17 protein-coding genes and 1 pseudogene are annotated in these 26,062 nt (G+C 74.0%); 4 read left to right on the top strand and 14 right to left on the bottom strand.

Annotation, left to right across the window (positions count from 1 at the left end; translation table 11 throughout):
- Positions 1-6: 6 nt before the first annotated feature.
- From PVK37_RS25125 to PVK37_RS25150, 6 genes and pseudogenes are all read right to left on the bottom strand, one after another.
- Positions 7-354 carry a hypothetical protein gene (locus PVK37_RS25125; protein ID WP_275035343.1) on the bottom strand — a complete coding sequence of 116 codons (348 nt, stop codon included), beginning with the start codon at positions 352-354 and terminating at the stop codon, positions 7-9.
- Positions 355-633: 279 nt separating this feature from the next.
- Positions 634-732: pseudogene (locus PVK37_RS25130) on the bottom strand (DivIVA domain-containing protein); the annotation flags it as partial.
- Between the two features lie 187 nt (positions 733-919).
- Positions 920-1,603, bottom strand: a complete 684-nt coding sequence (locus tag PVK37_RS25135; RefSeq protein ID WP_275030277.1) for a DivIVA domain-containing protein — start codon at positions 1,601-1,603, stop codon at positions 920-922.
- A 313-nt stretch (positions 1,604-1,916) separates the two neighbouring features.
- A complete protein-coding gene (locus PVK37_RS25140) occupies positions 1,917-2,318 on the bottom strand; it encodes a cold shock domain-containing protein (RefSeq protein ID WP_423791112.1) in 402 nt (133 codons plus the stop codon).
- 303 nt (positions 2,319-2,621) lie between these two features.
- Positions 2,622-4,898, bottom strand: coding sequence for a catalase/peroxidase HPI (gene katG / locus PVK37_RS25145; RefSeq protein WP_275030279.1), 2,277 nt, complete (start codon positions 4,896-4,898; stop codon positions 2,622-2,624).
- A gap of 23 nt (positions 4,899-4,921) precedes the next feature.
- Positions 4,922-5,350, bottom strand: a complete 429-nt coding sequence (locus PVK37_RS25150; RefSeq protein WP_275030280.1) for a Fur family transcriptional regulator — start codon at positions 5,348-5,350, stop codon at positions 4,922-4,924.
- 80 nt (positions 5,351-5,430) lie between these two features.
- Between PVK37_RS25150 and PVK37_RS25155 the strand changes: the two genes are divergently transcribed.
- Together PVK37_RS25155 and PVK37_RS25160 are read left to right on the top strand one after the other, a co-directional pair.
- Positions 5,431-6,849: a MalY/PatB family protein gene (locus PVK37_RS25155; protein WP_275030281.1), complete on the top strand. Its 1,419-nt coding sequence runs from the start codon at positions 5,431-5,433 to the stop codon at positions 6,847-6,849.
- 328 nt (positions 6,850-7,177) lie between these two features.
- Positions 7,178-8,233: a sodium:calcium antiporter gene (locus PVK37_RS25160; RefSeq protein WP_275030282.1), complete on the top strand. Its 1,056-nt coding sequence runs from the start codon at positions 7,178-7,180 to the stop codon at positions 8,231-8,233.
- A 152-nt stretch (positions 8,234-8,385) separates the two neighbouring features.
- On the opposite strand, the gene PVK37_RS25165 is transcribed toward PVK37_RS25160, so the two are convergent.
- The 4 genes from PVK37_RS25165 to PVK37_RS25180 form a co-directional block, all read right to left on the bottom strand.
- Positions 8,386-9,270, bottom strand: a complete 885-nt coding sequence (locus PVK37_RS25165) for a hypothetical protein (protein ID WP_275030283.1) — start codon at positions 9,268-9,270, stop codon at positions 8,386-8,388.
- A 216-nt stretch (positions 9,271-9,486) separates the two neighbouring features.
- The gene (locus PVK37_RS25170; protein ID WP_275030284.1) at positions 9,487-10,191 is read right to left on the bottom strand and encodes a VOC family protein; all 705 of its coding nucleotides are present in this window, start codon (positions 10,189-10,191) and stop codon (positions 9,487-9,489) included.
- A 59-nt stretch (positions 10,192-10,250) separates the two neighbouring features.
- A complete protein-coding gene (locus PVK37_RS25175) occupies positions 10,251-10,874 on the bottom strand; it encodes a helix-turn-helix transcriptional regulator (protein WP_275030285.1) in 624 nt (207 codons plus the stop codon).
- 114 nt (positions 10,875-10,988) lie between these two features.
- Entirely contained in the window at positions 10,989-11,351 is a 363-nt protein-coding gene (locus tag PVK37_RS25180; protein WP_275030286.1) for a hypothetical protein, read from the bottom strand.
- A gap of 311 nt (positions 11,352-11,662) precedes the next feature.
- Here PVK37_RS25180 and PVK37_RS25185 point away from each other — a divergent pair, with 311 nt between their 5' ends.
- Both PVK37_RS25185 and PVK37_RS25190 read left to right on the top strand, forming a co-directional pair.
- Entirely contained in the window at positions 11,663-14,011 is a 2,349-nt protein-coding gene (locus PVK37_RS25185) for an ATP-binding protein (protein WP_275030287.1), read from the top strand.
- A gap of 26 nt (positions 14,012-14,037) precedes the next feature.
- Entirely contained in the window at positions 14,038-17,589 is a 3,552-nt protein-coding gene (locus tag PVK37_RS25190; RefSeq protein WP_275030288.1) for an ATP-binding protein, read from the top strand.
- Here the strand turns inward: PVK37_RS25190 and PVK37_RS25195 are convergent.
- From PVK37_RS25195 to PVK37_RS25210, 4 genes are read right to left on the bottom strand one after another with little or no spacing between them, the layout of a single operon-like run.
- A complete protein-coding gene (locus PVK37_RS25195; protein WP_275030289.1) occupies positions 17,559-19,490 on the bottom strand; it encodes a protein kinase domain-containing protein in 1,932 nt (643 codons plus the stop codon). The genes PVK37_RS25190 and PVK37_RS25195 overlap by 31 nt on opposite strands.
- A gap of 29 nt (positions 19,491-19,519) precedes the next feature.
- Positions 19,520-22,390, bottom strand: a complete 2,871-nt coding sequence (locus tag PVK37_RS25200) for a hypothetical protein (protein ID WP_275030290.1) — start codon at positions 22,388-22,390, stop codon at positions 19,520-19,522.
- A 29-nt stretch (positions 22,391-22,419) separates the two neighbouring features.
- Complete coding sequence (locus PVK37_RS25205; RefSeq protein WP_275030291.1) at positions 22,420-22,731, bottom strand: YbaB/EbfC family nucleoid-associated protein; 312 nt, start codon at positions 22,729-22,731, stop codon at positions 22,420-22,422.
- An 11-nt stretch (positions 22,732-22,742) separates the two neighbouring features.
- Positions 22,743-26,060, bottom strand: a complete 3,318-nt coding sequence (locus PVK37_RS25210; protein ID WP_275030292.1) for a right-handed parallel beta-helix repeat-containing protein — start codon at positions 26,058-26,060, stop codon at positions 22,743-22,745.
- Positions 26,061-26,062 lie beyond the last annotated feature (2 nt).

Genomic DNA, 26,062 nt, shown 5'->3' on the forward strand with positions numbered 1-26,062 from the left:
GTACGGCTACCGGTAGTGGCGGAGCCAGGCGTGCTCGTCGAAGACCGGGACCGGGCCCGGCTGCGGGATGTCGTTCATGCTGTGCATCCGGTTCATCACCTCGGTACGCAGGAGCTGGTGGTAGTCGCGTCCGAAACCGGAGAGTTCCTTGATCCGCTGTTGCAGGCTGGCGCGCTCGGCCTCCAGCAGCCGGATCGCCTCCCGGTGCCGGTGGCGGGCCGCCTCCTCGGACTGCTGAGCGCTGCTCTGCGCGTTCTGCACCAGTGACCGCGCCTCCTCCAGCGCCTCACCGATCACCTTCTCCGCCTCACGACGGGCGTCACCGACATGCTCGTCGGCGGTCTGTTGCGCCATCTCCAGCACCTTGGTGACCTGGCCGGGCTGCCCACCGGCCTCGCCGCGCGGGCCGCCCTGCGCGTGGGCCTGGTCGAGTTCGGCGTGGAGGAGGTCCCGGGCCCGTTCGACGTCGGCCTTCTCGCGCATCGTCCGCTGCAGTCGCGACCGGAGGTCGGCCAGCTCGGCGTACCCGGCCGAGGCGCCCCGGTCACCGTCGTGGATCGGCGCACCCTGGGCGAGCCCCTGACGAAGCGATTCGTTTTCCTCGATTATCCGGGCGAGTTCGTGTTCGAGGCGGTCGAGAAAGGCATCGACCTCCTCTTCGTCGTAACCCCGCTTACCGATCGGCGGCTTCTTGAAAGCGACGTTGTGTATGTCAGCCGGAGTCAGTGGCATCTCGGCTCCCTGAAGTTTTGACCAGCGGTCACGGCATCGCGTCTGACAGGCTACCGTACCCGACAATTCGCCCCGTAGCGACCGTCACCGGTCACTACGCCCACGACCGCGACCGTCCACCGGAGCTACTCGGCGGCCCGGATGCCGGACAGCCGGACACCGGTCGGCCTTTCCCCGGGGCACCCCGTCAGGCGGCACCGCCCTCGGCCCGTCCGTTCTTCGCGCCGCCACCGGACATGTCGTTCATCAGCGCATTCAGATGTTCCGCCAGACGCTCACGGTAGTCGTGGGCGAAGTGGGTCAGAGTGGCGATCTCCCGCTGGGCCGCGGACCGGTCGGCTTCCAGCCGCTCGATGGCCTTCTTGTGACGGTCGACGGCCTGCGACTCCGTCTTCTGCGCCTTGCGCTGCGCCTCGTGGGCGAGCTTCTCAGCCCGCGCCCGCATCTCGGTGAGGAGCTGGTCGGCGTCGAGACGAGCCTTGCTCAGGCATTCGTCGGCCGTACGCTGGGCCATCACCAGCACCGGCAGCCCCGTGCCGGCGTCCTCGGGCGCGTTCCCCACCGACCGGGTACGCGCCTCCTCCAACTGCCGCTGCACCTCCTGGGCAGCCTGCTCGGCGGCCACCCGTTCGCGCTGCAACCGGTCCAGTTGCGCCCGCAGCTGCGGCAACCGGGTGGCGGCCCCGCCGTCGCCCGGACCCGCCCCGAGTTCGACCTGTGCCCGCAGAGCCGTATTCTCCTCCGCCAACCGCTCGATCTCACGTTCGACCTCGTCGAGGAATGCGTCCACCTCCTCCTCGTCGTATCCCCGCTTTCCGATCGAGGGCTTCTTGAAGGCCACATTATGAATGTCAGCCGGAGTCAACGGCATAGGAACTCCCCGATCGGTTCTCAGGCGACGGCGCCCGTCGATTCGGCGCTCGCGCCGACGCTATCGACGCAGCGGCATCCCCGTGTTAGCAGTAACGAGCGTGCGAACCAATGGGCACTATATAGCAGCGCCCTCACGTTCCACCCCGAGCCGTTCTCCCGTCCCGCGCCACGCCGTTCCGCCCTGTTCCACCGCACCGCGCCGTTCCGCGCCACCGCGCCGCGCCGGGCCGTTCTGCCGCACCACGCCGTTCCACCGCGCCGCACCACCGCAGCACGCCCGGCGGCCACGGCGGGCCGGTGCCGTCGAACGGTCAGGCGTCGACCCAGCAGTGCGAGCGGGCGTGCTCGGTCAGGTGCTGGCGGATCTGCACGATCTGCGCGCCGGTCAGTGTCGGCACCCGTTGCACGAGGATCTCGGTGACCTCGCTGGCGAACTGCCGCGAGGTGAGCACGTCACACATGCCGTCGTCCTCCCGGCCCGGCGTCGCCGCCGACCCGTCCTCGGGCCCGTCCGCGATCCGCACGGTGGCCACCTTGAGGCCCCGTTCCCCCTGCTCGACCTCGTACTCGACGCGCAGCCCCGGACGCACCTGGTGACGTTGATCGCCGAAGTCGTTGGCGTGGACGAAGACGTCCTCCCCACCAGCGGCCGGCGTGATGAAACCGTATCCCCGGACGTCGTCGAACCGAGCGACCCTACCCACAGCCACCAGAAACCACCCTCACCACCACACCCGACCACATCACCGGAGCCTCGTCAGGCCAATGTACCCGCTGGCCCGGCCGGACTCGGGCCACGCCGTGTCCGGCCACAGGCCACTCCCCCTGCCGTTCCGCCCCCGTCGACGACCACGCACCTGCCCGACCGGCACATCCGGCCGGGCACGGCCGGCGGACGCCGGGGACGACGGACGGCCCGGAACGACGGACCGCCGGGGACGACGGACGGCCGGGAACGACGGACGGGCCCCGGCCGACCACGATGGATCGACCGGGGCCCGCCGTTCCGTCGCCTGTCAGGCGAGGTCGAACCGGTCGAGTTCCATGACCTTGGTCCAGGCGGCGACGAAGTCGGACACGAACTTCCCGCGCGCGTCGTCGCTGGCGTACACCTCGGCGAGGGCCCGCAGCTGCGAGTTCGACCCGAAGATCAGGTCGACCGCGGTGGCGGTCCACCGCACCTCGTCGGTGGCGAGGTCCCGGATCTCGTACACGTGCTCGGCGGACTCCGACGCCTTCCACCGGGTGCCCGGGGAGAGCAGGTTGACGAAGAAGTCGTTGGTGAGCACACCCGGCCGGTCGGTGAGGACACCGTGCGCCGTGCCGCCGTGGTTGTTGCCGAGGGCCCGCAGACCACCGACCAGGACGGTCATCTCCGGCGCGGTCAGGTCGAGCATGTACGCCCGGTCGACGAGCAGCACCTCCGGCTGGGTCTTCTCGCCCGGCCGCAGGTAGTTGCGGAACCCGTCGGCACGCGGCTCCATCACCCGGAACGACTCGACGTCGGTCTGCTCCTGGCTGGCGTCGGTGCGGCCCGGCCGGAACGGCACGGTCACCTCGACGCCGGCGTCCCGCGCCGCCTTCTCGACGGCGGCCGAGCCGGCCAGCACGATCAGGTCGGCGAGGGAGATCTGCTTGCCACCGGCGGCGTTGAACTCCCGCTGGATGCCCTCGAGGGTCGCCAGGACGGCGGCGAGCTGCTCGGGCTGGTTGACCTCCCAGTTGCGCTGCGGCTCGAGCCGGATCCGCGCGCCGTTGGCCCCGCCGCGCTTGTCGGTGGAGCGGTAGCTGGCGGCCGAGGCCCAGGCGGTGGAGACGAGCTGGGCGATGCTCAGCCCGGACTCCAGGACCTTCACCTTGAGCGCGGCGATCTCGGCCTCACCCACCAGCTCGTGGTCGACGGCCGGCACCGGGTCCTGCCAGAGCTGGGCCTCCGGAACCCACGGCCCGAGGAACCGGCTGACCGGCCCCATGTCACGGTGCAGGAGCTTGTACCAGGCCTTGGCGAACGCCAGCGCGAACTCGTCCGGGTTCTCCAGGAACCGGCGCGAGATCTTCTCGTACGCCGGGTCGACGCGCAGCGACAGGTCGGTCGTGAGCATCGTCGGCTTGTGCTTCTTCGACGGGTCGTGGGCGTCCGGGATGATCGCCTCGGCGTCCTTGGCGACCCACTGCTTCGCACCGCCGGGGCTGGTGGTGAGCTCCCACTCGTAGCCGAAGAGGATCTCGAAGAACCGGTTGCTCCACTGCGTCGGGCGGTCGGTCCAGGTCACCTCGAGGCCGCTGGTGATGGTGTCCCCACCCTTGCCGCTGCCGTAGCTGCTCAGCCAGCCCAGGCCCTGCGCCTCCAGCGGGGCGCCCTCCGGCTCGGGGCCGACGTGGCTGTCGGCGACGCCGGCGCCGTGGGTCTTGCCGAAGGTGTGGCCGCCGGCGATCAGCGCGACGGTCTCCTCGTCGTCCATCGCCATCCGGCGGAAGGTCTCCCGGATGAAGTGCGCCGCCGCGAGCGGGTCCGCGTTGCCGCGCGGGCCCTCCGGGTTGACGTAGATCAGCCCCATCTCGGTCGCGCCGACGCCGGCCGCCATCTCCTTCTCGGAGGAGTAGCGCTCGTCACCGAGCCAGGTGTCCTCCGGGCCCCAGAAGATCTCCTCGGGCTCCCAGACGTCCTCCCGGCCGAAGCCGAAGCCGAAGGTCTTGAAGCCCATCGACTCCAGGGCGACGTTGCCGGCGAGCACGAGCAGGTCGGCCCAGGAGATCTTCTGGCCGTACTTCTGCTTGACCGGCCAGAGCAGCCGGCGGGCCTTGTCCAGGTTGGCGTTGTCCGGCCAGCTGTTGAGCGGGGCGAACCGCTGCCCGCCGTCGCCGGCCCCACCGCGACCGTCCTCGATCCGGTAGGTGCCCGCGGCGTGCCAGCTCATCCGGATCATCAGGCCGCCGTAGTGGCCGAAGTCGGCCGGCCACCAGTCCTGCGAGGTGGTGAGCACCTCGGTGATGTCCCGCTTGAGGGCCTCGACGTCGAGCTTGGCGAACTCCTTGGCGTAGCTGAAGTCCGGCCCCAGCGGGTTGCCCTTGGGCGACTGGGCGTGCAGCACCGACAGGTCGAGCTGGTTGGGCCACCAGTCCCGGTTGGTGCGCGGGCGACCACCGGTCTTCGGGGTCGGCGAGTCGATCGCCGGGTTCTCGCTCTCGCTGCCCTGCGCGGTCACCGAGTCGTGCGCGACCGGGCAGCCGGCCGCCGCCTTCTGGTCCACGCCCTGCGCGCTGGTCGGTGGGTTGTCCTGGGTGTCGCTCATCAGATTCCTTCCGGACTGGCGGATCACTGGGAGGTGCGTTCGGTCGCGCAGTCGGGGCAGACGCCCCAGTAGACGACCTCCGCCTCGTCGACCGTGAACCCGCGGTCGTCGGAGGCGGTGAGGCAGGGAGCATCGCCGACGGCGCAGTCGACGTCGGCGATCGCGCCGCAGGAGCGGCACACGACGTGGTGGTGGTTGTCCCCCACCCGCGACTCGTAGCGGGCGGTCGCGCCGGCCGGCTGGATGCGCCGCACCAGACCGGCCTCGGTGAGCGCCCGCAGCACGTCGTACACCGCCTGGTGGGACACCGTGGGGTGATCCACCCGGACCAGGGCGATCACCGTGTCGGTGTCGACGTGCGGGTGGTCACGCAGCGCGGCGAGCACCGCCAACCGGGGCCGGGTCACCCGCAACGAGACCGCCCGTAGCTGCGCCTCGAAGTCGGACGTCATACGGCGACGATAGTCCGCTCTTCTGGAACGAATCAAGTTTTTCCTCGAACTCGGCCGGCGGCCGGCCTAGGGTGACTGACATGGCCGCCCCCACACCCTCGACCGACCGTACCCCCGACCGGAACCCGCTGACCGTGCTCACGCTCGACGAACTCCGGCAACGCACCAGCGTGAAGTGGCGCACCCATCCGAACGACGTCCTCCCCCTCTGGGTCGCGGAGCAGGACGTGCCACTCGCCGCACCGGTGGCCGACGCGCTCCGCCGCGCGATCGACCTCGGCGACACCGGCTACCCGCACGGCACGGCGTACGCCGAGGCCGTCGGCGAGTTCGCCGCCCGACGTTGGGGGTGGCACGACTTCCGGGTCGACCACACCACGGTCGTACCCGACGTGATGATGGGCATCGTCGAGGTGCTCCGGCTCGTCAGCGACCCCGGTGACGCGGTGGTGGTCTGCTCCCCCGTCTACCCGCCCTTCTACGCCTTCGTCCGGCATGCCGACCGGCAGGTGATCGAGGCCCCGCTCGGCCCCGACCTGCGGATGGACCCGGCCGCTCTCGACGACGCCTTCCGCCGGGCCCGCTCCTGCGGTCGCCGACCGGTGTTCCTGCTGTGCAACCCGCACAACCCGACCGGCGTGGTGCACCGCCGCGACGAACTCGCGGCCGTCGCCGCGCTGGCCGACCGGCACGGCGTACGGGTGGTCGCCGACGAGATCCACGCCCCGCTGGTGCTGCCCGGAGCGCGCTTCACGCCGTACCTCACGGTGCCCGGAGCCGAGAACGCGTTCGCCCTGCTCTCCGCCTCCAAGGGCTGGAACCTCGCCGGCCTGAAGGCGGCGGTCGCCATCGCCGGGTCCCGGGCGGCGGCCGACCTGGACCGGATGCCGGAGGAGGTCGGTCACGGCCCCAGCCACCTGGGCGTACTCGCGCACACCGCCGCGTTCCGGGACGGCGGGGAGTGGCTGGACCTCCTCCTCGACGGCCTGGACGCCAACCGCACGCTGCTGGGCACGCTGCTGGCGGAGCACCTTCCCACCGTCGGGTACCACCGCCCCGAGGGCACCTACCTCGCCTGGCTGGACTGCGCCCGACTGGGCGTCGCCACCGGGCATCCGGACACGGCCGCCGCCGAGCGGCCGGGCACAGCCGCCGCCGAAGGTCCGGCCGGGGTCGCCGCCGGGCAGCCGGGCCTGGTCACCGCCGGGCAGCCGGGCCTGGTCACCGCCGGGCAGCCGGGCGGCGAGCCGGACCCGGACCACGGATCCGGCGGGTCCGGCACGGCCGGCGAGCCCGGCGTGGTCAGCGAGGTCGCCGGGCCGGCGAAGATGTTCCTGGACCGGGCCCGGGTCGCCCTCAGTTCGGGTCATGTCTTCGGTACCGGCGGGAGCGGCTTCGTGCGGCTCAACTTCGCCACCTCCCCGGCGATCCTCACCGACGCCGTCACCCGCATGGGCCGGGCGGTCGACTCGCTCCGGTCGCGGGCCGGCACCTCGTGACCGCACCGAAGGGCGCCAGCCCGGTGTGACCGCAGCGCCAGCCCGGTGCGACCGCAGCGAAGGGCCGGCACCACGTGACCGCACGGAAAGGTGCCGGCCCGGCCCGACCGCACCGGAGGGCCGGCACCGCGCCATGGTCCCGCCAAGCGAATTTCGATATGCAATTGCGGTGTACGTCGAATTGTCAGCAACGGATGACACAATTTCGCACTAGCCGGCCATTAATTGATATGCGACGATACTGACTCGGGTGGGGAACCGCCGCCGTCGGCCCGCGGACACGACGCGCCGACCAGGTCGGCCACCACGGGAAGGAGCGTCCGTCACCTTGTCGTCGATACTCGTTTTCATCGTCGGGGCCGCGCTGCTGATCTACAGCGCGGAGAAGCTGATCTCCTATCTGGTCGGCGCGGCGGCCGGACTGCGCGTCTCCGCCTTCCTGCTCGCGATCATCTTCACCGGAATAGAGTTCGACGACGTCGCTTTCGGGGTCGCGCTGAACCTCGAGGATCTCAGCGGCGTCGCACTCGGCACAGTTTTCGGGACGGCGATATCGATGATCGGAGTGGTGCTCGCCCTCGCGGCGATCATCTCTCCGGGCCGGGTGGACGTCCCGCGCCGGTACCTCGTACTGTTCGCCGCCGCGCCGCTGGTGATGATCCCCTTCGTGGTGTTCGGCCCGCTCACCCCGCGTTACGGCGTGCCGCTCATCCTGCTGTTCGTGCTCTTCGTCGGCTACGTGGCCAGCCAGGAACTCAGAAAGGACACCCCGCTCTTCCGGGACGCGCGTGTCCTCGAGACCCAGCAGGCCGGCCGGGGCCGGACCGGCGGCGGCGGTGCCGGCGTCGACCCACCCACCAGCAGGCCGCCCTTCGTCGTGACGATGCCATTCGACAGGGCCCGCCCGATCCCCGGCTGGGCCGCCATCGGGTTGGCCGTCGTCGCGCTGGCCGGTCTGATCGTCGGAGCCGCCATGACCAGCGCCGGCACGGCGGGAATCCTGGCGGACTACCGGATCCAGGGCGCGCTGTTCGGCGCCACCCTCGCCACCCTCGTCCTCACCCTCGAGGACGTTTTCCTGACCGTCGAACCCGCCCGCCGGGGCGCGTCCGAGATCGGGATCGCGAACGTCATCGGCAGCGTCGTGTTCGGTGTCACCGGAAAGCTCGGCATCATCCTGCTCGCCGGCGGCAGCATCGTCGTCGACGACGAGGTGCTCTCCTGGCATCTGCCCGTACTCGTCGGCATGACCGCGCTCGCGGCGTACTTCCTCCACACCCGCCGACTACGCCGGTGGCACGGATTCCTGCTGCTCGCGCTCTACGTCGCCTACTGGGCCGGCAGCTTCACCATGTTCGGTGAAGCGCCACTCGACGCGGACTGACCGGGAGGTCCGGCCGGGCCACCCCCGCCCGGCGGGGCGGACGCTGGCCCGGCCGGATCGCAAGCCGTCCCCGGAAGCTGTCCCGGCCGGGCCGAAAGCCGTCCCCAGGCACTGTCCCGGCTGGACCGCAAACCGGCCCGGCCGGGCCGGCGTCAGCGGTTGTCCGCGAGGTCGCGGCAGTCCGTCTCGTCGGGGAGCAGCGGCCGCAGGGTGAGCCGCCAGCGCCGGCCGTCCGAGGTCCACGGGGTCGCCGCGTTGGCATCAGCCGCCGCCGCCAACACCGTCCGCACCCCGTCACCGGTCACCGTCACACACCCCAACCCGAGATTCGCGGTCAGCTCGTCACCGGGCAGCGTCGGGCCCGGCCAGCGGACCTCGGGCTGGCCGCCGACCGCACCGTCGGGAACCCACGCCTCGGCGACGGCCGCGACGACGGTCGGCAGGTACGGACGTGCCTGTTCGCCCTGCACGGCGGCGAGCGGACCCGACGGGCTGGTCAACGACTCGACGAACGTCCGCAGCTCGGCGCGCGCCGACCGCTGGTCCGGGGTCAGTCCCCCGACGGCGTCGGTCGCCTCGCCGAGAGCGGGCACCTCCAGGTGTTCGACGCCGTTCGCGCCGAGCAGGGTGAAACTGGTCGACGGGGCGTCGGCCACCGACGGCGAGCCGACGTCCGTCCCGCCGTCCACGCCGTGTTCCCGGGCCAGGGCGACCAGGTTCTCCACCTCAGCGGCGGCGATCGACCCCACCCGGAGATTGGGCAACGCCGGACCGGGATAGGCCAGGGTGACCGGCCCCTGGACGATCACCCGCCCGTCGCCGTACACGCTGACCTCCGGCAGCCGGGAAGCCAGGGCGGCGGGTGTCACGAACCCGCCGACCTGTCCCATCCGGAACACGAGGGCGTCGGCGGGATAGGACGGGGCGGCGGCGTCCGGCTTCCCGGCACCGGTGGCCCCACCCTGCTGTGCGCAGGCCGTGCCGAGCAGCACCAGCAACGGGACGATCGCCAACCGCCCGCTTCGACGAATCATCATGCCCGGTCGGACGTACGCGGACGGCGCGGCGTTCCCGCCCCGGGAGTCCAGGTGCCGGGTGGTCGCCGGTGGGTGGCTCCGCTCCGCGCCCGGGGAAAACCGTTCTTACCGCTACCCGATATCGCCATCGTTGTGGCTCCGGTCCGCGCCCGGGGAACACCGGCGCGCGGGAGGGCCGCACCGTCTCCCCTGCCGGCGCCGGCCCGAACGCGGTGCTCAGGCCCCCCGCACGCGGAACTCGTTGCCGTCCGGGTCGGCCAGCACGACGCTGCCGTCCGCGCCGACCGCGAGCCGGGTGGCCCCCAGGGAGACCAGCCGGTCCACCTCGGTCGACTGGTCGGTGCCGGTCGGGGCGAGCTCGAAGCGCTGCCGCTCCGTCCCCAGCTTCGGGGCCACCGGCGGGCCACCCCAGGCGACCTTCGTACCGCCGCGCGGTGACTGGATGGCGGTCTCCTCGTTCTCGTCCCACACCAGCGGCCAGCCCAACGCCACACTCCAGAAGAGGCCGACCTCGCGGGTGCCGTCGCAGGCCACCTCGCCGAGGAACCCCGTCCCGGCGAGGTACCTGTTGCCCGCCTCGATCACGCAGAACGCGTACCCCTCGGGGTCGGCGAGGACGAGGTGCCCCTCCTCGGGGCGCTGCCCGACGTCGAGGTGACCACCGCCGAGGCGCAACACCGTCGCCACCGTCCGCTGCTGGTCGGCATCGCTGGCGCTGGTCAGATGCAGGTGGATCCGGTCCGGCCCGACCTGCTGCGCGGTACCGGGCACGAACCGGAGACCGACCTGGGTGTCGTCGCCGGGCAGGAGCAGGCCACCGGCGTCCGCCACGACCTCCCGGCCGAGCAGGTCGGCCCAGAACCGGGCGAGCCGGGCCGGGTCGTGCGCGTCGTACGTCACCGAGTGCAGTCGCAGGGGCATCGCCGTACGGTAGGTGCCGACCTGCGGGCCGGCAAGGCGATATCGCGGGTGGACGCCGGTCAGATCATGCCGGCGCGCAGCGCGTACGCGACCGCGTGCGAGCGGTTGCGCAGCTTCAGCCGGTGCGTCACGCCGTAGATGACGTTCTTGACGGTGCGCTCCGAGTAGCAGAGCCGGTCGGCGATCTCGCCGGTGTCGAGCCCGTCCGCCATCAACCGCAGCACGTCGATCTCGCGGGGGGTCAGCCCGGAGGCGTTCAGTCCGTTCGGGGCGAGCACCTCGCGCTGCAACCGCTCGATGTGCTTGAGCAGCTCCCCGACCAGGTTGGGCGGCAGCACGCCACCGCCCCTGGCCGCGGCCAGTACGCTGTGCGCCAGCCGTTCGCCGGTGACCGCCGCCCGTGGGAGGATGGCGACCACCCGGCACTCGACCGCGGTGAGCAGTTCGCTCTCGGTGATCTCCCGGAGCACCAGGACCACCGGCAGGCCGGTTTCCGCCGCCGAGCGGCGCAGCACCGTCACCACGTCCACGGTCAGTTGCTCGCAGCCGAACACGAGGACCTGCGCCCCGGCCAGGTCGTCGGCCGGCAGCAGCTCGAGCGCCGGGCTGGACCGCAGGAGGCTGGCCAGCCCCGCGTAGCTGAGCTGGTCTGACGCCTGCAGGACGAGCCGAGTCGTGTCCACCGGAACCTCCGTTCATCGTGGGTGCGGCGACAGTCTCCGGGGCCGTCCTTCAGAGAATCTCCAACCGGCCTTCACTCCGTACCGGCCGGCCGTGAAGGTCGGTGTCCACCCTGGTCAGGGGCGGACGGGCCGACCCGGGCCGGGCGTGTCCCGGCGGGCCCGACGCAGGGCCTCGATGTACCTGGGCAGTTCGGTCGCGGCCAGCTCCAGCCGGCCGGGCGCGAACTGGTCGGCGAGAAGGGCGTCGACCACGTCCGAGGCGAGGTCGTCGGGGATCTCGTCGACCCGCTGGGCGGGTGCCTGCCGCCAGATCCGCAGGATGCGGAGCCGTTCCCGAACCAGGGACAGGGTGTGTTCCAGGTCGGCGATGGCCGCGTCGGCCTGGGCCGCGTCCAGCACGAGCCGCCCGTCCCCGGCCAGGGCGAGCAGGAGGTCACCGGCGAACGGGCCCGCCGGAGGAGGGGGATCGGCCGACACCGGTCGAGTGCATCAGGTGGGCGGCGACGGCGGTAGCCCTCCGGGCGGGAACTGCCCCCGGCTCCGGCCCGCTCTGCCCGCTCGACCGTCCACACCGGGGCCGGCTCACCCGACCACCGCCCCGCCCGGGCGCCACCCTGGGTGATCCTCCCGACAGAGCGGTGCCGCCCCGGTCGGGCAAGAATGTCGGTGACGTGGCGGGATGGGGGTCCACGTTCCGGCATGCGCCACACCGGGAACGACACGGAGCCGGTCACCTGTCGACCGGCCCCGGCGTGGGTGACGTCTCGGGACAGCGGATGAGGGAAGCGATGTCGACGCAGCAGGTGGGGATCGATCTGCGGTTGTTGGGGCAGGTGCGGGTCCGGCGGGACGGTGCCGAACTCGTGCTCGGCTCGGCACGCCGTACGGCCGTGTTGTGCGTGCTCGCCCTGCACGCCGGGCGCCGGGTGTCCCGGGAGCAGCTCGTCGCCGCCGTCTGGGGGGACGACCCGCCGCCCAGCGCGACCGGCAACATCTACACGTACGTCTCCACGCTGCGACAGCTGCTGGAGCCGGCCCGGGGCCGGTGGACGGGGGGCCGGCTGCTCAGCTCCGGGGACGGCGGGTACCAGCTGCACGTCCCCCGTGACGCGGTCGACGCGCTGCGGTTCGAGTCGCTGCGCGGGACCGCCCGCCGGCACCGGTCCAGCGGGGACGGTCCGGCCGAGTTGGCCGCGCTGGCGTCGGCGCTGCGGTGCTGGCAGGGGGATGCGCTCACCGGGGTACCCGGACCGTTCGCCGACGTACAGCGGCAGCGCCTGACCGGGCTGCGGATCGCCACCGCCGAACGGCACGCCGACCTGTTGGCCGAGACGGGACACCCCGAGGATGCGCTCCGGGCGCTGCGCGAGCTGGTGGCGGCGTACCCGGACCGGGAGGACCTGGGGGCCCGGCTCGCCGCCGCCCGGCCCGGCGGTCCTGAGCCGGAGCGACCCGCCGCGGCGGCGCGGGCCGGTCGACCGGCGGGGGTGGTCACCGGAGCCGACGGAACCACCCGGAGTGGTCCGGCCGTCGACACCGGACCGGGACACCGGCCGGAGCGGGAGACGCTGTTCGGCCGGGACGTCGCTGTGCGGCGGCTCCGGCGGGCCGTGGCCGGCATCACGGACGGGCGCGGCGGCAGTCTGGTGATCGAGGGTCCGGCCGGTGTCGGCCGGACGGCGCTGCTCACGGCGGCGCTGCCCGGGGCCGGCGACCGGGGCGGGTACCGGATCGGTTGGGCGGTCGGTGACGAGGTCGCCGACCGTACTCCGCTCGGCACCCTGCTGGAGGGGGTCGAGTCCGCCCTGCGGGGTGACCCGGTCCGCCGCGAGCTGGAGCACCTCGCCGCCGGAACCGACCGGTACGCGGGCGTCGACGTCGACGTCGTGGAGCGGGCGGTGACGCTGGTCCGGCGGGCCGCGGCGGAGCAGCCGCTCACCCTCGTCATCGACGACCTGCAATGGGCGGACCCGACGACGGTGCAGGTCTGGAACCGGCTCGGCGAATCCGTGGGTGAGCTGCCGTTGCTGCTGGTGGCGGCGGTGCGATCCGGAGCGCCGGAGCGGATCACCGGGGGTGAGGTCATCGCCCTGGGCCCGCTGGAGCACGACCCGGCGGTCGCCCTGGTCCGGGCGGTCGCGGCCACTCCGCCCGAGCCCGAGGACCTGGCCCGGATCCTCGACGACGCCGGTGGGCACCCGCTCTACCTGCGGCTCCTCGCCGCCAGCGGGGCCGGTGCCGGGTCGAGCGCCGAGCTGGTCGCGGCCGTGGAGGCGCAGCTGTCGCCGTTCACCGGGGACACCCGCCAGGTGCTCCGGGCGGTCGCGCTGCTCAGCGCGTACGGGATACGGCTGCCCGGGACGCAGCCGGCCGGCTGCACCATGGGCGAACTGGCCGCGGTCACCGACCGCACCGTCGACGACCTGACCCGCGCGTTGGCCCCGGTACGGGCCGGCGGCATCCTCGCCGCCCGGGACGGGACGCTCGCCGCCGGGGACCGGCTGTGGTTCCGGCACCGGATCGTGGCCCGGACGCTGTACGAGAGCACGCCGGCCCCGCTCCGGGTCACCCTCTGCCGGCTGTACGGCAAACGGCTGGCCGCCGCCGGTGCGGCAGCCGAACGGGTGATGGGGCAACTGCTCGCCGGGGAGGTGCCGCTCGACGACGCCCTGGCCGCCTGGCTGGTCGAGCACGTCGAGCGGATCGCCGAGGCGGCGCCCCGGATGGCCGTCGTCGCGCTACGGCAGGCCCACGCCCAGCACACCCTCGACCCGGCCCGGCGACTCGTGCTCACCGCCTGGCTGGCCCGGGTGCTGCTGCGCGAGGGGCAGCACGCCGCCGCCGCGGCCGGTTGGGTCGCGGCCCGGACCAGCGAACCGGATCTGGCGGGTGAGATGCGCTGGACGGCCGCGTACAGCCACGAACGGCGGAACGAGTTCGAGGCCGCGGCGGAGATCGCCCGCACCGCGTTGCGGGAACGCCGGATCGCGGCACAGTGGATCGACCGGTTGCGGTTGCTGCTCGGCCGGGTACGCCGACAGCTGCCGGGCAACCCGACCGAGCCGCATCTCGTCCGGTCGAGGATCATGGATGGGGAGGCTCCGCTCGCCGGCTCGCCGGTCACCCGTGACCGGTGAACGGAGTCTCGCCTGGGGGGAATGCGATGGTGACGTCGCCGGACGGTTGGCTGCGGGTGTCGGTGCTGGGTCCGGTCCGGGCCTGGCGCGACGGTCGGGAACTGGCGCTGGGGCCGGCCCGGCAGCGGGTGCTGTTCGCGCTGCTCGCCGCCGCCGTCGGGCGGGAGGTCGGGCGGGACGAGCTGGTCGCCGGGATCTGGGGTCCGTCGCCGCCCACCACGGCGGTCGGCAGTGTCTACACGTACGTCTCCGGGCTGCGCCGCAGCCTGGGAGCGGGATCGGTGGCGTCGGGTCCGAGCGGGTACGCGCTGCGGTTGCGCGGGCAGGACCTGGACAGCGAACGGTTCGTGGTGCTCTGCGCCGAGGCCGCCCGGTTACGGACGGCCGGTGAACCCGCCGCCGCCGTGGCCCGGCTCGACGAGGCACTGGGGCTGTGGCACGGCGAGGCGTACGCCGGGCTGGCCAGCGGGCGTCTGGACGGGGAACGGGTCCGGTTGGCCGAGCGACGCCTCGACGCCCTCGTGCAGCGGGCCGGCATCCTGATCGGGCTGGGCGACGGGGACGTGACGGTCGAGCTGGCCGGGCTGGTCCGTGAGCATCCGCTGCACGAGCCGCTGTACGAGCTGCTGATGCTGGCGCTGCACCGCGACGGTCGGCGGCGGGAGGCGCTGGACGTCTACCGGACGGCCCGGCACACGTTACGGTCCGAGCTCGGGATCGAGCCCGGCAGCGCCCTCACCCGGATGCGCGGGCTCGTCGCCGCCGGCCCGGCCGGCACGCACGGCGGACGGAGCACGCCGGCCCGGGTGGCGGGGACCGCTGTCCCGGGGCGGCCGGACGTCCCGGGACGGGTGACGGAGGCGGCCGTTGCGGGGCGGGACGGACCGCCGACGGAGTCGCTGGCCGGCCGCGACGACGGGGTGCGTCGGCTGCGGGACCTGGTCGGGGCGCTCCGCGCCGGTGCGGGCACCGTGGTCTGGGTCGAGGGCGAACCGGGTATCGGCAAGACCGTGCTGCTGCGGGCCGCGTTCGCCGACGCGGCCGAACGGGGCTGCCGGGTCGCCTGGGGAGTCGCCGGGGACTTCGACCAGGATCTTCCGCTGCCGGTGGCGATGCGGGCACTGGGACTGGCCGCCGACGCCGGCACCGCACCCGCTGCCCGCTGGACCGACGCCGGCACCGGCCCCGCCGCCGGCTGGACCGACACCGGAACCGCACCCGCCACCGGCTGGACCGACGCCGGCACCGGGCCGGGCGCTGCCGACCTGGTGCTGGCCCGGGTACGCGCCGCCTGCGCCAGCACCCCCCTGGTACTGGTCCTCGACGGCCTGGACAGCGCCGACGGTGACGGGGTGTCCTGCTGGGAACGGCTGGTCGCGGCCACCCGGCGGCTGCCGCTGCTGCTGGTGGCCTCGGCCCGGCTGGAACCGGGCGACCGGGACCTGGCCCGGCTGCGCCGCGCGGTCCGGACCCGGCAGGGTCACCTGCTCCAGGTGGAGGCCCTGCCGTCCGACGCGGTCGAGCGGATGGTGGCCGGGCTGGTGGGCGCGCCGCCGGGGCCGCACCTGGCCGAGGCGGTGGCCGTGGCGGCGGGCAATCCCCGCTACGCCCACGAGCTGGTCACCGCGCTGCTGCGCCGGGGCGTGGTCCGGGTGGTCGACGGAGTGGCCGACATCCCCGACCCGACGCCGATCGAGGTGCCCCGGCCGCTGCTCGCCACCATCCGGGCCACCATGGACCTGCTCTCGGCGGACACCCAGGACGTGCTGCGGACCGCGGCGCTGCTCGGCGACCGCTTCGCCGTGGACGACGTCGGCGCGGTGACCGGCCGGCCCGCCGGCGACCTGGTGGCGAACCTGGAGGAGGCACTGGCCGCCAGGGTCGTGGTGGCCGCCGGCACCGAGCTGGCGTTCCGGCACACGTTGCTGCGGCAGGTGCTGTACGAGAGCATCCCGGCACCGGCCCGGTCGGCGCTGCACCGGCACACCGCCGAGGTGCTGGCGGCCGGCGACAGCCCGGTGGACCGGGTGGCGGAGCAGCTCGCCGCGACCTCGACGGTGGACGGCTGGCTGGTGTCCTGGCTGGTCGACCGGCACGCCGAGCTGGCCGGGCGGGCTCCCCGGCTCGCCACGGCGCTGCTGCGCCGGGTGCTCGACACCGACCTGCCCGACCGCCGGCAACGGGAACGGCTGCTGATCACCCTGGTCCGGTTGGAGCACCGGAGCGGGCGGCGCCCGCTGGACGAGGCGCGGGAGGCGCTCCAACTGGCCGACGACCCGGCCGACCGTGCCGAGCTGCGCCACCTGCTCGCCGTACTCTCCCACCAGGCCGGTGACGTGGCGACGGCGCTGGACGTCCTCGACGCGGCACTGGCCGACCCGACCGTACCGGCGTTCTGGCGGACCCGGCACCGGATGCTGCTGGCCGCCTTCCGGCGGGGCCCGCTGGACGACCTGGACCGGGCGGACCGGACCGCGGCGGCGGCCCACGCCACGGCGCTCGCCGCGAACCGGCCGGACGAGGCGGCCTTCGCGTTGCAGACCGGCTGGTTGACGAACACCGTACGGCGGGACCACGAACGGGCGCTGGAGTACGTCGACCGGGCGCTGGACGTGATGCGTGACCACCCGACGTTCGCCGCCCTGTACCTGGATCTGCTCGACAACCGGACCGGCACGTTGCAGAGCCTGGACCGGCTCGCGGACGCCGAGCGGACGCTGCGCGAGGCGGCCCTGTTCGCGCTGCGGCACCGGCTGCCGTCCGGACTGCACGCCGCCTCGGCCGTGCAGCACTACTGGGCGGGCCGGTGGGACGACGTGCTGTCCGTGGTCGGCGCGGTCAGCGACGACCAGCCCGGGGCCACCCTGCTGGGGGCCCGGGAGCCGGGGGCGGTGGCGATGCTGCTGCACGGTACGGCCGCCCTCGTCGCGGCACGCCGGGACGACGCCGTGCTGGCCGGTGGACACCTGGCCGCGCCGGAGCCGGTCCCGGCCACCGACGCCGAGCGGGCGAGCGGCGACTTCCTGCTGGTCGCCCGCGCGATGCTGGCCGAGCAGCAGGGCCACGGCGAGCAGGCGCTCCGGGTCCTCGAGCCACTGCTGGTGCCCGGGTACGCCCCCCTGCTGCTCCGTCACCAGTGGCTGCCCGACGTCGTCCGGCTGGCCCTGGAGGTGGGCCGGCGGGACGTGGCCGAACGGGCGGCGGCCGGCTGCGCGGACGAGGCGGCCCGGGAGGTACGGGCCGCGCGGGCGCACTGGGCGGCGGCACGCTGCCGGGCCCTGCTCACCGCTGATCCGGAACCCGCGCTGGCCGCGGCGGCGCACTACCGCGCGGTGGGTCGGGTGACCGAACTGGCCGGCACGCTGGAGGACGCGGCGGTGCTGCTCGCGGCCGACCGGCGACCGCACGACGCGGCCCGGGCCGGGACCGAGGCGACGGAGCTGTTCGCCGTACTCGGTGCCCGGTGGGACCTGCGTCGCGCGTACCGCCGGCTGGCCGGATACGGCATCGGGCTCGACGTCGACCCGGTGGCGGAGGACCGGGGTGCTCAGCGCACCTCCATCTCCCACAGGGAGTAGCCGTACTGCCCGGCGCGCTGGGTGGCGTACATCCGGACGTACCGGCCGGGCACCTGGTCGACGGTGACCCGCTCGACCCCGCCCTCGCCGGTCGAGGTCCGGTACACCGTCGTCCACCGCTGCCCGTCCGGGGAGACGTCCACCCGGTAGCCGGTGGCGTACGAGCGCTGCCAGCGCAGCACGACCTCGCTGACCTGCCACAGCCCGCCGAGGTCCACGGTCAGCCACTGGGGGTCGGCGAACTCGCTGCTCCACCGGGTGTCGGGGTCGCCGTCGACGGCGTCGGCGGCGGCCATGTGGTTGCCCTCCTGGCTGGAGGCGGTGGCGGGTCGGCCGAGGGCGATGTTGCGGCCGGACGGGTTCGCGGCGGCCCGTGCGGTGGGACCGTCGGTGGGTTCGGCCCGCTCGCCGGGGGCGGTGGTGGATTCGGCCTGCTGGCCGGACGTGGCGCCGGACCGGTCAGGGGTGGCCGGCGCTGCGGTCGGCGCGGCGGGTCGCGGGGCGGAGGGTGTCGTGGCCGACGCGATCGACGACGTGGGCGGCGCGGCCGGCGACGGGTCGGTGGACCCGGTACGGCGGTCGCCGCCGTCGCCGTCGGACAGCAGCGCGGCGACCGTCACCCCGGCGAGCAGCGGAAGCACAGCCAGGCCGCTCAGCACCGCCCGGCGGCGGCGGAGGACCGACCGGACCGGCCGTCCGGGCGGCACGGTCGGCGGCGGATCGGCGGCGGCTTGCGGGCTGTCGGTCGGTTGCCGGTCGGCACCGGTCTCCGGAGCGCCGGCCGGTTGCGGGCCGACGACCGATCGCGCAATGACAGCGGTCCGCGGGTCGGCGGCCGGTTGCGGATCGGCGGGCGGAGCCGGCTCAGCAGGCGCTTGCGGATCGGCGGGTGGTCGCAGGCCGGCAGGCGGTTGCGGATCGACGGGCGGTCGCGGACCGGCGGGCGCGGCCGGCGGGCTGCCCAGCAGCATGGCGAGCAGTTCCGGCGCGGTGGGCCGGTCCGCCGGGTCCTTCGCCAGCGCCCGCCGTACCGGTTCCAGGAGAGTTTCCGGCAGCCCGTCGAGGTTCGGCGGTTGGGTCAGGATCCGGGCCGCCGTCGCGGACGTCGAGTCCGCCTCGAACGGGGTCCTCCCGGTACCGGCGAACGTGATCACGCAGCCCCAGGCGAACACGTCGACGGCGGCGGTGACCGGGGTGGCCTGCCGGTCGGAGAACCGCTCCGGTGCCATGTAGGGCACGGTGCCGACCATGACATCGGGACGGGTGTGCCGGCTGGTGGCCTCGAACGGTCGCGCGATACCGAAGTCGATCACCTTGGGGCTGCCCGGGGGAAGCAGGACGTTGTCCGGTTTCAGGTCCCGGTGGATGATCCCCGCGCCGTGGATGCCGGTGAGCGCGGTGGCGACCCCCACCGCGAGGGAGTGCAGCGCGCCGGAGCGCAACGGTCCGCGTTCGGCGACCACCTCGTCCAGCCCCGGGCCGTCGATGTACTCGACGACCAGGTACGGCGGATCGTGGTCGAGGTCGGCGGCGAGGAACTCGGCGGCGCAGAACGACGGCACCCGACGGGACCGTGCGACCTCGCTGCGGAACCGGCCGCTGAACTCGGGGTCGGTCGCGAGGTCCGGGTGGATGAGCTTGATCGCCACGGGGGTGCCGTCGTCGGCCTCGGCGAGGTAGACGACCCCCATGCCGCCCACGCCGAGCCGGCCCACGAGCAGGTAGTCACCTATCCGCTCGGGATCGGTCGGGCGCAGCGGACTCACGCGGTACGCGGTGTCGATCATGTCTCCTTTGTAGACGAGGACGGGTGCGGCCGTGACGGCGGTGCCGGCGTCCGCCCCCGCGGCCTCCGACACCCGTACGTCGGCGGCGGTCACCCCCGGACGACGATCGTCCACTCCGGCCGCTTCCCCCGCTCGGCGCGTGGTCAGCCTACGCCGGGCACGCGGGTGAACCGGGTCACCGCCGCCCGGCCGACCCGGCTGCGCCGGCCCGTCGCCGTCCACCGGTCGTGGCTGCGCAGCAGGGACGTCAACGCGAGATCGTCGAAGGGGACGTGCTCGCGGACCGGCTCGTCGGCGGACAGCTCACGCAACAGCAGCCGGCCCGGACGGCCCGGACCCGGTTCCGCCGTCTCCAGCACCTTGAACCGGGTGCCCGGTGGGAACAGCACCCGGCTGCCGACATGGTGGTCGCCCTCCGGCTCCAGCAGCCGGGTACGGCGGGCGGTCATCGACCACAGCAGCACGTCGACGTCGCCCGGCAGGTCGACGGGCGGGTCGGTGAGCGCATGGGTGAACGCCGCGTCCGTCAGTATCCGTCGTGCGGCGATCTCCCGCAGTGCGGTCCCGGTGAGCCGGGCGGACAGGCAGGTGGCCCCCCGGTGCGACGGCAACCGCCCGATTCCGGCCGCCACGCACCGGGCGAACAGCACCGCCTCACCGGCCCGCTCGGAGCGCAGCGCCCGGTCCACGGCTTCGCCGGCCCTGGACAGATACAGGCGTACGGCGACCGCGTCGGCCACCGACCCGTCGCCGGCGTGCAGGCGGGGATGCTCGGCGAGCAGCCGGGCGACCGAACTGGCGGCGGCGTCGAACTCCTGGCTGAACCGTTGCCGCAGCCAGGAGCGTTCGGCGTCGAGTCCGTCGGAGGCGGGCAGTCCCCGGGACGACGGTACCGGCGTCGGCAGGAACTCCGTCGGCCGCTGGGCGGCACCGGACGACCGGGGCACCGGGGGCACCGGGTCAGCGAGGACGTCCTTGTCCGGGGGCAGCTCCCCTGGGGGCACCGGTTCGGCTGGCATGGTCCCCGCCGGTGCCGGTCGGGCCGGTACGACGGACGGTACCGGTCGGGCCGGCTCAGCGTCGGCCGGTGCCGGTCGGACCGGCACGGTGTCGACCGTCGGACGGGTGGGAGGGGGGCAGGGTGCGCCGGCCCCGGTGGGGGTGTCGCCGTGCTCCCGGTGCTGCCAGAGCGGGCCGACCACGGTACGTGTCGTGAGGTGGCCGGTCGTGGTCCGGCTGGTCGGCACCGGCCGCCCGGCGGTCCGGTCGGTCAGCGGAGCGGACGAACCGAGCGGAGCAGGCGCACCAGACGGAGCTGGCGGGGCGAGCCGGCCCTCGGCCGGGGCCGCTCGCCGAGTTCCCGGGTACCGTCGCCCAGGTCGGCCAGCAGCCGGTCCGAGGAGCGCAGCGACAACCGGAGCCGACGGGGCGACCGGACCCGACGGCGCGACCGGGGCCGACACGGTGACCTGGCCCGACGGCGCGACCGGAGTGGACGGGCCGATCCCCGGTGGTTCCGTCGGGGCGACGGTCGCGGCCAGGAACGCCATGGCGGTCGGGCCCACCGTGCCGCCCACCGGCGGGGTCGCCGGCAGCCAGGACGGGGACCGGGGGCCGGGAGCGGCCAGCCCGGTACGCGCCCCGACCGGTGGTGGTGCGACGTCGATCCGTTCGTCCAGGGCCAGGTCGGCGGCGGTGAAGCGCTGGGTGGTCCCGTCGCCGTGGTCCCGGGCAGCGGTGCTGGTGGACCGTCCGGGTCGGCCGGTCGCCACCGCCGAGGCGAGGTGCAGGGTGCTGCGGTCCCGGGTGGCCGGATCGAGGCGGGCCGCCAGGTCCTCGGCGATCTCCCGCAGCCGCGGTACCCGGTCCGGGTGCGTGTCGTCGACGACGATGGCGTGCCGGGCCGGGTCGGCGGGACGGGCCCGGACCCGTCCGGCGTGGCGCGGGGTCTCGGCGGCGCGGATCCAGAGCCCGGACTGGACGATCTCGACGACCGCGTCGTCGGTGTACCGGTGGGTCAACGGGCCGACCCGGTCGCCGAGCAGCGCCGGGGCCCGGTGGTCGAGGATCCGCGGTAGTCCGGCCGCCGCGCCGGGGCTGGACCGTGGGGTGAAGCCGAGTTCGCGGACGAGAACCCGCCAGCCGAGACGACCGTCCGGTGTGACGGTGTGCAGACGTGGGCCGTCGGGCCCGGCGACGGGCAGGCCACCGAAGCAGACGACGGGTGATTCCAGCACGTCGGCGAGCCGCTGGCCGAGTTGTTCCCCCGCCGGCAGCTGGACCGGCCCGTACTGGACGAACCGGGCGTGCCGGCGTCCACTGGGCGCGAGCCCGCGCCAGAACCGGGCCACGTCGTCGAGGGCGAGCGGTGGCGTACCGGGGCAGCCGAGCACGACGGTCATCGCGTCCGGTTGGCAGGGCACCGCCGACGCCAGCCACTGCCAGCGGCTGCTGACCACGGTCGGGTCGCGGGTGTCGCGGATCCAGACGCCGCCGGGGATGGGCTCGACGGCTCCGGCCGCGCTGGTGGGTACGAAGTGCGCGGCAGCGGCGTCCCAGGCCGGGGCGGGGTAGCGCCGGGACTCCCACACGGGTGCCCGGCCCGGCCGGTAGCGGACCCAGCCGCTGCCCTCGGTGGTGTGCGTGAAGAGTGTTCCGGCGGTGGCCTGGACCGTCCGTCCGTGCGGGGTGACCACGGGACGGCGGAGCCGGTCGCAGAGCCACTGGCCGGCGAGCGCACCGGTGTCCGCGGGCGCCCCGCACACGACGAGCCGGATGCCGCGCCGGGGTCGGGTCAGCGCCGCGGCGACCGACGCCCAGATGCCGGCCGGCAGGTCGTCGTGCAGGTCGAGGACGACGATGTCGTGGTCGGGGTCCTCGGGTACCGCCAGCGCCAGCGACCGGGCCGCCGGGCTGATCCGGTCCCGGGCGTGCAGCACCACCGCGTTGCCCACCGTGTGCCGGAGGATCGCCCCGGCTGGCGGGTGGCGGCGCAGAGCGTTCCGGATTCCCACTCGCTGGCCCCCTCGGCTCCTCCCCGTCGTCAGTACAGGTTGATCTCGGCCGGGCCCATCTTCTGCCCGGCGAGCGCGGCGGCGTTGGCGGCGGCGGCCCGGATCGACTGGGCGATCGCGTCCTGGAGGGCGGCGACGTCGCGGCGGTCGAAGACGACCGGGTTGACCTGGACGGCTCTGAGCTGGCCGAGGCCGGTGGCCAGGACGACGACGGTGCCGTCGGCGGACCGACCGGTGACCAGGGCGCGGTCCAGGCTGGCCTGGGCGCGGTGCAGTTGCTGCGCGAACGCGCGGCCGGCTTCGACCATCTCCTCGCGGGTGGGTCGCGGTGACGGTGACATGGCGTCTCCTCTCAGCCGACCGCCGCGAGGCCGCCGCGCTGGCGGCCCGCCGTGCTGGTCGGGTCGTTCCGGCTGGCCAGCCCGTGCAGGTCGGCCAGTGCGAGGGTGCGGGAGCCGGTGGCCCGGCTCAGGTTCCGGGAGAGCAGGTGCGCGGCGCGTACCGTCCGTTCGGGCAGTTGCGCGGCGAGGCCGGCCAGCGCGGCCCGCACGTCGTCGGGAAGGTCGTGGCCGCGTCGCACCAGGTGCCGCGCCACCACCTCGGCCAGTTCGGCGGGTTCGAGTTCCGGGATGCGCCAGGTCTGGCCGAACACCTCGGTGAGTCGGGGTACGGCGGCACCGAGGCGGGTCAGCGCGGCCGGTTCGGCGCGCAGGACCACGATCGGGTCGCCCGGCCCGGCCCGCATCTGGTCGGTCAGCGCCGCCACGGTCTCCTGCGCGTCACCGGTGCCGTCGTCGAGGTAGTCGACCAGCAGGGTGCCGCCGGTCGCGTCGTGCAGGGCGGCCCGGACCAGGCTGGGGGTCTGCCCGGACCAGTGGGGGGCGAGCTGGTCGTCGGTGGCGACGCGGACCAGGTGCCCGATCGGGACCAGGTCGAGTTCGGACAGGGCGGCGGCGTAGTGGCGGGCGAACTCGCTGCGTCCACTGCCGGGAGCACCGGCGAGCAGGACGTTGCCGTGTCTGCCGTAGGAGCGGCGGCGGTTGCGCAGGTCGCACAGCCGCAGCAGGGTCTCACCGGCCGCCTCGCGCACGTCGGGCGCGCCGACCAGTCGGCCGAGGCGCTGCCAGCTCCGGGCGGCGTTGATCGCGCCGGTCGGGTTGCGGGTCGGGTCGGGTCGGCTCTGCTGCTCGACCGGCAGGTCGTCGAGGAGGCGCAGCTCGGGCGCGAGGTCCTCGGCGGTGAGCCGGTTGATCTGGGTGTCGTGGGTCGGCGGGGTGACCGCCAGCCGGGTCGCCTGATTGTTGATCATGGCTTCGAAGAGTTTGCGCGCCACCCGGCCGTTACCGAACGTCGAGGTGCGCGGAATCCGCTCGAAGTACGTGGTCAACCCGGCGACCGCGTCGTCGGTCAGCTCGAAGTAGTGCTTGCGGCACAGGTTCGAGGTGATCGTGACCAGCTCGTCGACCGAGTAGTTGGGGAACTCGACGGTCCGGGTGAACCGGGAGGCCAGACCGGGGTTGGAGGCCAGGAACTTCTCCATCAGCTCCGAGTACCCGGCCACGATCACCACCAGCTCGTCGCGCTGGTCCTCCATGATCTTCATCAGCGCGTCGATCGCCTCCTGCCCGAAGTCCGGGCCCGACCCGCCGGAGCCGGCCGACAGGGTGTACGCCTCGTCGATGAACAGCACGCCACCGATCGCCTGCTGGACCAGTTCGGTGGTCTTGATCGCGGTGGAGCCGATGTACTGGCCGACCAGGTCCGCCCGGGCCGCCTCGATCATGTGTCCCTTGGCCAGGACCCCCAGCTCGGCCAGGACCGCGCCGTAGAGCCGGGCGACGGTGGTCTTGCCGGTACCGGGCGGGCCGGCGAAGACCAGGTGCCGGCTCATCGGCGGCATCGGCAGCCCCATCCGCTGCCGGACCTGCGCCATCCTGATCAGGTTGATCAGCGCGGTGACCTCCTGCTTCACCCCGTGCAACCCGATCAGGGAGTCGAGTTCGCGCAGCGGTTCGCTCAGCTCGCCGTCCACCGCCGCCGCAGGTTCCTCCACGCGATCGGTTGCGGGCTCCGGGTCGTACCCGGACCCGATGGGCGGCGCCGACCCGGCCGCCCGGCCGGTGGTCAGCGACGTCACGGTCAGCTGGGCGTCGTCGGCCCGGCGGACGTCCTCGCCGCCGCTGTCCCGGACGACACAGCGGATGACCGACACCGGCTCCGCGGTGTCCACGTCGAAGCCGGCCGCGCCGCTCTCCAGCACCTCGCAGTCGGTGAAGCTGCCCCGGGACCCGCGCTCCAGGCGTACCCCCGCCCGGCCGGACCGGCGGACCCGCACCCGGCTGGCGGTCACCGTCCCGGACGCGCCGACCCGCAGACCGTCACCGGTCACGTCGGCGAACTCGGTGTCCAGCAGCCGCAGTTCCGCGTCCTCGGCCACCCGCAGCCCGGCCCCGTCGAACGCCGCCGTCCGCAGGTCCAGCGTCGACCCCGAACCGACCAGCACACAGGTCTCGCCGGTACCGCTGAACCGGGCGTCGCGGATCGTGCCGCGCGCCGACTCGCGCAGGTCGACGGCGACGCCACCGCCGGCGTCGATCACCAGGTCGGTCCCGTCGACGCCGGCCCCGTCGCGGACCAGCAGCCCGGTCCCCCGGCTGACGGTGGCGCGCAGCCGGCGCACGGTCGGCGCGGCCCCACCGGTCACCAGGACCGCCTGTTCGCTGCTGTCCCGGACGGTCAGGCCCTCGAACCGGGGCGTGCTCCCGGCCTCCACGGTCACGCCGACCGGCGAGTCGACGAAGAGGCAGTCGGTGAACGTCGGTTTCGCCGCGCCGGTGACGTGCGCGGCACCGCGCCCGGCGGACCCGAAGGTGCAGCCCCGGAAGGCGGGGGCGGCACCGTCGGTGACGTGCACGGACTGGAACTTCGCCCCGGTGAACTCGGAGTCGGTGACCAGCACGTCGACGTCGCCCCGCAGGAACACGTCGACGTTGGCGCTGTCCCGCACCCGCAGTCCGGTGATCCGGGCGTGGCCCCGCTGTTCCACCACCAACGCCGGTTTGCCGGCGGCGACCACCGTGCACTGCTCGGCCACCAGACGGCCGGTGCCGTTCACGCAGACGCTGTTCGCGCCGGTCCGTTCGATGGTGCAGCGGCGCAGCGTCAACGATCCCTGGTCACTGACCACGACGCCGGACCGGGCCACGTCCCGGACCACGGTGTCCTCCACCGTGCTCGTACCCGGTGAGGTCACCACGATCGCCGCGCCGGTCGACGCGCTCACCTCGCAGTGACGCAACGCGAGCGTCCCCTGTAGGCGGGCCAGCAGCGTCACCCAGGCCGCACCGGCCACCGTGCAGCCGTCCAGCGCGGCCTCCCCGGCGTACACGTCGACCGCGGCCAGTTTCGGATCGTCGCTGGACAGCGAGATGCCGCGCAACTGGGCGCCCTCGCCGTGCACGGCCAGGACGCTGCCCTCCGCCACGTGCACCTCGACCGGGCCGCCCGGCTCGGCGGCGATGGTGATCCGGTTACCGACCACCAGCTTCTCGACGTACCGGCCCGGGTGGACGGTGATCGTGGCCCCCGGCTCGGCGCGGGCGAGGGCCGCCCCGATCGTGGGGAACGCGCCGGGCCGCCCGCCGCCCACCGTCAGTACCTGTCGACTCATCA

Source organism: Micromonospora cathayae, assembly GCF_028993575.1.
Taxonomy (GTDB): Bacteria; Actinomycetota; Actinomycetes; order Mycobacteriales; family Micromonosporaceae; genus Micromonospora; species Micromonospora cathayae.

Excerpts from the sequence above, each read along its gene's own strand:
- PVK37_RS25205 (WP_275030291.1), bottom strand. The coding sequence starts at position 22,731 with ATGTCACCGTCACCGCGACCCACCCGCGAGGAGATGGTCGAAGCCGGC.
- PVK37_RS25210 (WP_275030292.1), bottom strand. The coding sequence starts at position 26,060 with ATGAGTCGACAGGTACTGACGGTGGGCGGCGGGCGGCCCGGCGCGTTC.
- PVK37_RS25185 (WP_275030287.1), top strand. The coding sequence starts at position 11,663 with ATGTCGACGCAGCAGGTGGGGATCGATCTGCGGTTGTTGGGGCAGGTG.
- PVK37_RS25170 (WP_275030284.1), bottom strand. The coding sequence starts at position 10,191 with ATGCCCCTGCGACTGCACTCGGTGACGTACGACGCGCACGACCCGGCC.
- PVK37_RS25155 (WP_275030281.1), top strand. The coding sequence starts at position 5,431 with ATGGCCGCCCCCACACCCTCGACCGACCGTACCCCCGACCGGAACCCG.
- katG (WP_275030279.1), bottom strand. The coding sequence starts at position 4,898 with ATGAGCGACACCCAGGACAACCCACCGACCAGCGCGCAGGGCGTGGAC.
- PVK37_RS25190 (WP_275030288.1), top strand. The coding sequence starts at position 14,038 with ATGGTGACGTCGCCGGACGGTTGGCTGCGGGTGTCGGTGCTGGGTCCG.
- PVK37_RS25135 (WP_275030277.1), bottom strand. The coding sequence starts at position 1,603 with ATGCCGTTGACTCCGGCTGACATTCATAATGTGGCCTTCAAGAAGCCC.
- PVK37_RS25150 (WP_275030280.1), bottom strand. The coding sequence starts at position 5,350 with ATGACGTCCGACTTCGAGGCGCAGCTACGGGCGGTCTCGTTGCGGGTG.
- PVK37_RS25165 (WP_275030283.1), bottom strand. The coding sequence starts at position 9,270 with ATGATGATTCGTCGAAGCGGGCGGTTGGCGATCGTCCCGTTGCTGGTG.
- PVK37_RS25125 (WP_275035343.1), bottom strand. The coding sequence starts at position 354 with ATGGCGCAACAGACCGCCGACGAGCATGTCGGTGACGCCCGTCGTGAG.